Consider the following 6,355-nt stretch of genomic DNA (forward strand, 5'->3'; position numbering starts at 1 on the left):
AGTAAAGCTTACTGTTTCATACTGCCGACCATCTCTTCCGGACGCACCCAGGCGTCAAATTCGTCTTCGCTGAGATAACCGAGCTTTAACGCTGATGCCTTCAGTGTCAGCCCTTCTTTATGGGCTTTCTTGGCAATTTCCGCCGCTTTGTCGTAGCCAATGTGTGTATTGAGCGCCGTCACCAGCATCAGCGATTCATTCAGCAGTTGGGCGATTCGGTCACGGTTCGGCTCGATGCCTACCGCGCAATGCTCGTTAAAACTTTCCATGCCATCGGCCAACAAACGCACCGATTGCAAGAAGTTGTGAATCACCATCGGGCGGTAGACGTTAAGCTCAAAATTGCCCGATGCGCCGCCGATATTCACAGCCACATCGTTGCCCATCACCTGGCAACACAGCATCGTCATCGCTTCGCACTGCGTTGGGTTAACTTTGCCTGGCATAATTGAACTGCCCGGTTCGTTCTCAGGAATCGCGATTTCACCAATCCCGCAGCGCGGCCCAGAGGACAACCAACGCACGTCGTTGGCAATTTTCATCAGTGACGCCGCCAGCCCTTTTAATGCGCCATGGGCATGCACCAGCGCATCGCAGGTTGCCAGCGCTTCGAATTTATTCGGCGCGGTGATAAACGGTTGCCCGGTAATTTCAGCCAGTTCTTTGGCTACGCGAACGGCATATTCAGGGTGCGTATTCAGCCCGGTTCCCACTGCTGTCCCACCCAGCGCCAGCTCCGCAACATGCGGCAAGCTGTTCTCGACATGCTTAAGATTGTGCTCAAGCATCGCTACCCAGCCGGAAATCTCCTGGCCGAGGGTTAACGGTGTGGCATCTTGTAAATGGGTACGGCCAATTTTGACGATGTCACGGAAGGCTTCGGCTTTGCTGTGCAACGTTGCTTTCAGCACGTTCAATTGCGGGATAAGTTGTTCGCGCAGCGCAATCACCGCCGCAACGTGCATAGCCGTTGGGAAAACGTCGTTCGAACTTTGGCTTTTATTCACGTCGTCGTTGGGGTGAACTTTACGCTCCATGCCGCGCACACCACCGAGAATTTCACTCGCGCGGTTTGCCAGTACTTCGTTCATATTCATGTTGCTCTGGGTACCAGAGCCGGTTTGCCAGATGGCTAACGGGAATTCATCCGGGTGTTTACCTGCCAGCACTTCATCAGCCGCGTTGATGATGGCGTTGCCGCGCTCAGCCACCAACAGGCCCAAATCCATATTCACCTTCGCGGCTGCCCGCTTGGTTAATGCCAGCGCCTGGATCAGTGCAGTTGGCATTTTTTCAGTGGAAATGCGGAAGTGCTCAAGAGAGCGCTGAGTTTGTGCGCCCCACAGTTTATCTGCCGGGACGTCAATTGAGCCCATTGAGTCTTTTTCACTACGAACGGCTACCATTTCATTCTCCTTTGAGCAAAAAAAACCGCCCTTATGGGCGGCTTGAGTGGTCTACTTCACGCATCGCGTACATTGCGAAGCGTGTATTTTCTGGAAGAAGTCATTGCCCTTGTCATCGACCAGAATAAAGGCTGGGAAGTCTTCGACTTCGATTTTCCAGATAGCTTCCATCCCCAGCTCAGCATACTCAACGCAGTCGAGGCTCTTGATGCTTTGCTGCGCCAGAACCGCTGCCGGGCCGCCGATACTGCCAAGATAGAAACCACCGTGTTTATGGCAGGCATCCGTCACTTGTTGGCTACGGTTACCTTTCGCCAGCATCACCATGCTGCCGCCGTTGGCTTGCAATAGATCGACATAAGAGTCCATGCGCCCGGCGGTTGTCGGCCCGAGGGAACCCGACGCATAACCTTCTGGCGTTTTGGCAGGCCCCGCGTAATACACCGGATGATCTTTAATGTATTGCGGCAACCCTTCGCCGTTGTCGATACGCTCTTTGAGTTTAGCGTGGGCGATGTCACGCGCCACAATTATCGTGCCGCTTAAAGAAAGACGGGTAGAAACCGGGTATTGCGATAGCTGCTTGAGGATCTCGCTCATTGGGCGATTCAGGTCGACTTTAATCGCCTCGCCTTCCCCCGCCTGGCGCAGTTCTTGTGGAATGAACTTGCCAGGATTGTGCTCGAGTTTCTCGATCCAGATACCGTCACGGTTAATCTTGGCTTTAATGTTGCGGTCGGCGGAGCAAGAAACGCCCATCCCTACCGGGCATGATGCCCCGTGGCGCGGCAAACGCACAACGCGGATGTCATGCGCGAAATATTTGCCACCAAACTGCGCACCTAACCCCAGATTCTGCGCTTCTTTGAGCAACTCTTCTTCAAGCTGAACATCGCGGAAGGCCTGCCCGTGTTCGTTACCTTCGGTCGGCAGTCCGTCATAGTATTTGGTTGATGCTAGTTTGACTGTTTTCAGCGTGGCTTCAGCTGAAGTGCCACCAATCACAAACGCGACATGGTATGGCGGACACGCGGCAGTACCGAGGCTGCGCATTTTATCGACCAGGTAATCTTTCAGACGGCCAGGACTCAGCAGCGCCTTAGTTTCCTGATACAGATAGGTTTTGTTAGCTGAACCGCCACCTTTGGCGACACAGAGGAATTTGTATTCGTCACCATCGACAGTATAAAGATCGATTTGTGCTGGCAGGTTGGTGCCGGTGTTCACCTCCTGGTACATATCCAGCGCCGCGTTTTGCGAGTAGCGCAGGTTATCTTCAATAAAGGTGTTGTAGACGCCGCGAGACAGCGCTTCTTCATCGCCGCCACCTGTCCAGACACGTTGGCCTTTTTTACCCATGATTATCGCCGTACCGGTATCCTGGCAGGTCGGCAAGATACCTTTGGCGGCGATTTCAGAGTTACGCAGGAATTGCAACGCGACGTACTTATCGTTTTCGCTGGCTTCAGGATCATTGAGGATATCGGCCACTTGCTGCTGATGGGCCGGGCGCAACATAAACGAGGCATCGTGGAAGGCGTGTTGGGTCAGTAACGTGAGGGCTTTGGGGTCAACTTTCAGGACTTCCTGCCCTTCGAACTCCGACACTGAAACATAATCACTGCTTAGCAAGTAGTATTCAGTTTCATCTTTTTTTAACGGGAACGGCTCTTGATAATGAAAGGCTTTGTTCGGCATTGTTCTCTCACTTACGACATTAGCTACGTTAACTATTTATGGCTTCGGGTACAGTAAACCTGCACCGTGTTAAAAATGAATCACAATATGCTACACAGTTTTTTAACAAAAACTGAGACTAATACGACTTTTTACTCCCCAGGTTACTTCATCACAGATAATTGGTTTAATAGCCGGAACTTTATCTACATTACTACAGGGCTTGATAATGCAAAAACTGATCAACTCAGTGCAAAACTACGCATGGGGAAGTAAAACTGCGTTAACGGAACTTTATAGTGTGCAAAATCCGCAAAATCTGCCAATGGCAGAACTGTGGATGGGTGCACACCCGAAAAGCAGCTCAAGAATTCTTGATAATGGTCAGGCGCGTTCACTGCGTGATGTGATTGATGCGAACAAACCCGCACTGCTGGGCAAGGCCGTTGCAGAGCGTTTTGGTGAGTTACCTTTCCTCTTTAAAGTGCTGTGTGCCGATCAACCGCTTTCCATCCAGGTGCATCCTAACAAGAAAGCATCTGAGTTAGGTTTTGCCAAAGAGAACGCGGCAGGCATCCCGTTAGATGCTGCTGAGCGTAACTACAAAGATCCAAACCATAAACCTGAACTGGTGTTTGCCTTAACGCCGTTCCTCGCCATGAACGCCTTCCGCGAATTTGCTGATATTGTCTCGCTTTTGCAGCCAGTTTCCGGTGCACATCCTGCCATCGCTCACTTCTTACAACAGCCTGATGCTGAATGTTTGTCACAGCTTTTCGCCAGCTTGCTGAATATGAAAGGTGATGAAAAGTCCCTTGCGTTGGGCGTATTGAAAGCCGCTCTTAATAATCAACAGGGTGAGCCATGGGAAACCATTCGGGTGATTTCTGAGTTCTACCCGGATGACAGTGGTTTGTTCTCACCATTGCTATTAAATGTCGTGAAATTGCAGCCAGGCGAAGCGATGTTCCTGTTTGCCGAAACCCCGCATGCCTACCTGAAGGGTGTGGCGCTGGAAGTGATGGCGAACTCCGATAACGTGCTGCGTGCCGGTCTGACGCCAAAATACATCGATATTCCTGAACTGGTCGCAAACGTGAAGTTTGAACCTAAACCGGCGGCAGAGTTGTTAACTCAGCCAGTGAAACTGGCAAACGAACTGGACTTCCCTATTCCGGTTGATGACTTCGCGTTCTCTTTGCACGATCTCAGCGCGCAAAAGACCGAGCTTGCGCAAACCAGTGCGGCCATCGTTTTCTGTACCGAAGGCGAAGCAGTCTTGAGCAAGGACCAACAGCAACTGGTACTCAAACCTGGTGAGTCGGCGTTTATCTCCGCCGAAGAATCACCGGTTGCTATTAGCGGCGTTGGCCGTGTGGCTCGCGTCTATTCCAAAATCTGAGTTTGAAGTAACTTACTGATCTTTTAATTCAGGATTGCTAAGCTTCACAGGATAGATTTCTTAAATGCCGGTTGGCATTTCAATCGTCTGCTGGAGGACTACCAGCAGACGCACTTTATATGGACGACGACTGAATGAAAAAATCACTGGTTGCTGTAGGTGTCATTGTGGCTCTGGGTGTGGTGTGGACAGGTACTGCCTGGTACACCGGTAAACAGCTTGAAGGCCGCATGGCGGAGATGGTGGCTAACGCTAACGCCGAATTGAACAAAGCCTCACCGGAAGCTGGTTTAACGCTAAGCTACCAGGACTATCAGCGTGGTCTGTTCCACAGCTCAATGCAGTTAGTTATCAAACCGAAAGCAGGAGTGACCAGTGCCATTCTCAGGCCTGAGCAAAGTATCGTATTCAATGAAACTATTGATCACGGCCCATTCCCCTTCGCACAACTGAAAAAATTCAATCTGCTGCCGGCCATGGCATCCGTTCACACCACGCTGGTCAATAACCCGACCACTAAACCTTTATTTGATATCGCTAAAGGGCAGTCATTTATTGATGCACAAACGCGTATCGGCTATAGCGGTGATACCTCTTCAGATATCAATTTGCTGCCACTGGACTACGTTAAAGGCGATGAAAAAGTGGCCTTCAGCGGCGGCCAATTCAAAGCGGATGTCGATGGTAACGGTGACAAAATTGCTATCAGCGGTGAAGCACAAAGCGGCCTGGTGAATACCACCAACGAATATGGCCAAAAAGTACTGATGACATTCAATGGCATCAAAACCGAAGGCAATAGCAGCCGTAGCGAATTTATCGAACGTATTGGTAGCCAAAAAGGTTCTATCGACAAACTCGCGGTTTCCATCGAAGGCAAAGAGATGGCCGTGGTGGAAGGTTTAGGTATCGATGCCAAATCCGAATTGCAGGAAGATAAAAAACATCTTTCTGGTCAAATCGATTACACCCTGAAGTCGCTCAAAGTACAGAGCAAAGATCTTGGTAGCGGCAAATTGACGGTAAAAATTGGCAACCTTGATGGTGCAGCCGTGCAAGAGTTCAGCAAGTTGTACAATGCTGAGTCGCAAAAACTGCTGGCAGACCCGGCAACGGCGAAAAATCCAGATATTTATCAGCAGCGAATTGTTGAGCTGTTTGCCGCTAACCTGCCACTGTTGTTGAAAGGCGATCCGGTCATTACCATTGCGCCGTTGAGCTGGAAGAATGCCAAAGGCGAAAGTACCTTTAACCTCTCGCTGTTCCTGAAAGACCCATCAACCGCTACTGGCGAGCCAACCTCTCAGGAAGAACAGATTAATCGCGTGGTGAAATCCCTCGATAGCAAGCTGGTGATTCCAGTGGATATGGCGACAGAGTTAATGACTCAGATTGCACAGCTTGAAGGGTATCAGCCAGCCGAGGCCGCTAAACTTGCCGAGCAACAAATTAAAGGCATGGCCGCAATGGGGCAAATGTTCCGTGTGACCACAATGGACGGAAATAACGTGGTTTCCAGCCTGCAATATTCCAATAGTCAGGTCACGTTGAACGGCCAGAAAATGCCACTGAGCGAACTGTTTGGCATGTTTGGTTTGCCAGATACCGGTGCCGAGCCAGCACCTGAACTGGAAGTGCCACCGGTTCCAGCACTGCCTGCGGTTCCCGCGGTTCCACAACAGTAAGTATTGGTTTAGTTTGATAGAGCCTCCTGCGGGAGGCTTTTTTATCTCCTAGCCATTTAGTTAAGAATGAAGTTAGTGATACTTAAAATAAAAAATGAGTTGGCAAAGCTCTCCAAAATATAATTCAACACTTTGCCTTAGCACTTCACCAGAAATACCAAAATATTAATCATTACTCACATATC

At 50.2% G+C, this 6,355-nt stretch carries 4 protein-coding genes; 2 read left to right on the top strand and 2 right to left on the bottom strand.

The window, feature by feature from the left end; all coding sequences use genetic code 11:
- Positions 1-8: 8 nt before the first annotated feature.
- Together fumC and fumA are read right to left on the bottom strand one after the other, a co-directional pair.
- Positions 9-1,406 (bottom strand): class II fumarate hydratase, encoded by a 1,398-nt coding sequence (gene fumC / locus MES37_RS14450; RefSeq protein ID WP_237931832.1) that lies wholly within the window; start codon positions 1,404-1,406, stop codon positions 9-11.
- A gap of 51 nt (positions 1,407-1,457) precedes the next feature.
- Positions 1,458-3,104 (bottom strand): class I fumarate hydratase FumA, encoded by a 1,647-nt coding sequence (gene fumA / locus MES37_RS14455; protein WP_064547229.1) that lies wholly within the window; start codon positions 3,102-3,104, stop codon positions 1,458-1,460.
- A gap of 208 nt (positions 3,105-3,312) precedes the next feature.
- Between fumA and manA the strand changes: the two genes are divergently transcribed.
- Together manA and MES37_RS14465 are read left to right on the top strand one after the other, a co-directional pair.
- Positions 3,313-4,485, top strand: coding sequence for a mannose-6-phosphate isomerase (manA, locus tag MES37_RS14460; RefSeq protein WP_064547231.1), 1,173 nt, complete (start codon positions 3,313-3,315; stop codon positions 4,483-4,485).
- 134 nt (positions 4,486-4,619) lie between these two features.
- Positions 4,620-6,170, top strand: a complete 1,551-nt coding sequence (locus tag MES37_RS14465; protein ID WP_237931834.1) for a YdgA family protein — start codon at positions 4,620-4,622, stop codon at positions 6,168-6,170.
- The last annotated feature ends 185 nt before the right edge of the window (positions 6,171-6,355 follow it).

Source organism: Buttiauxella sp. S19-1, from assembly GCF_022134725.1.
Lineage (GTDB): Bacteria > Pseudomonadota > Gammaproteobacteria > Enterobacterales > Enterobacteriaceae > Buttiauxella > Buttiauxella ferragutiae.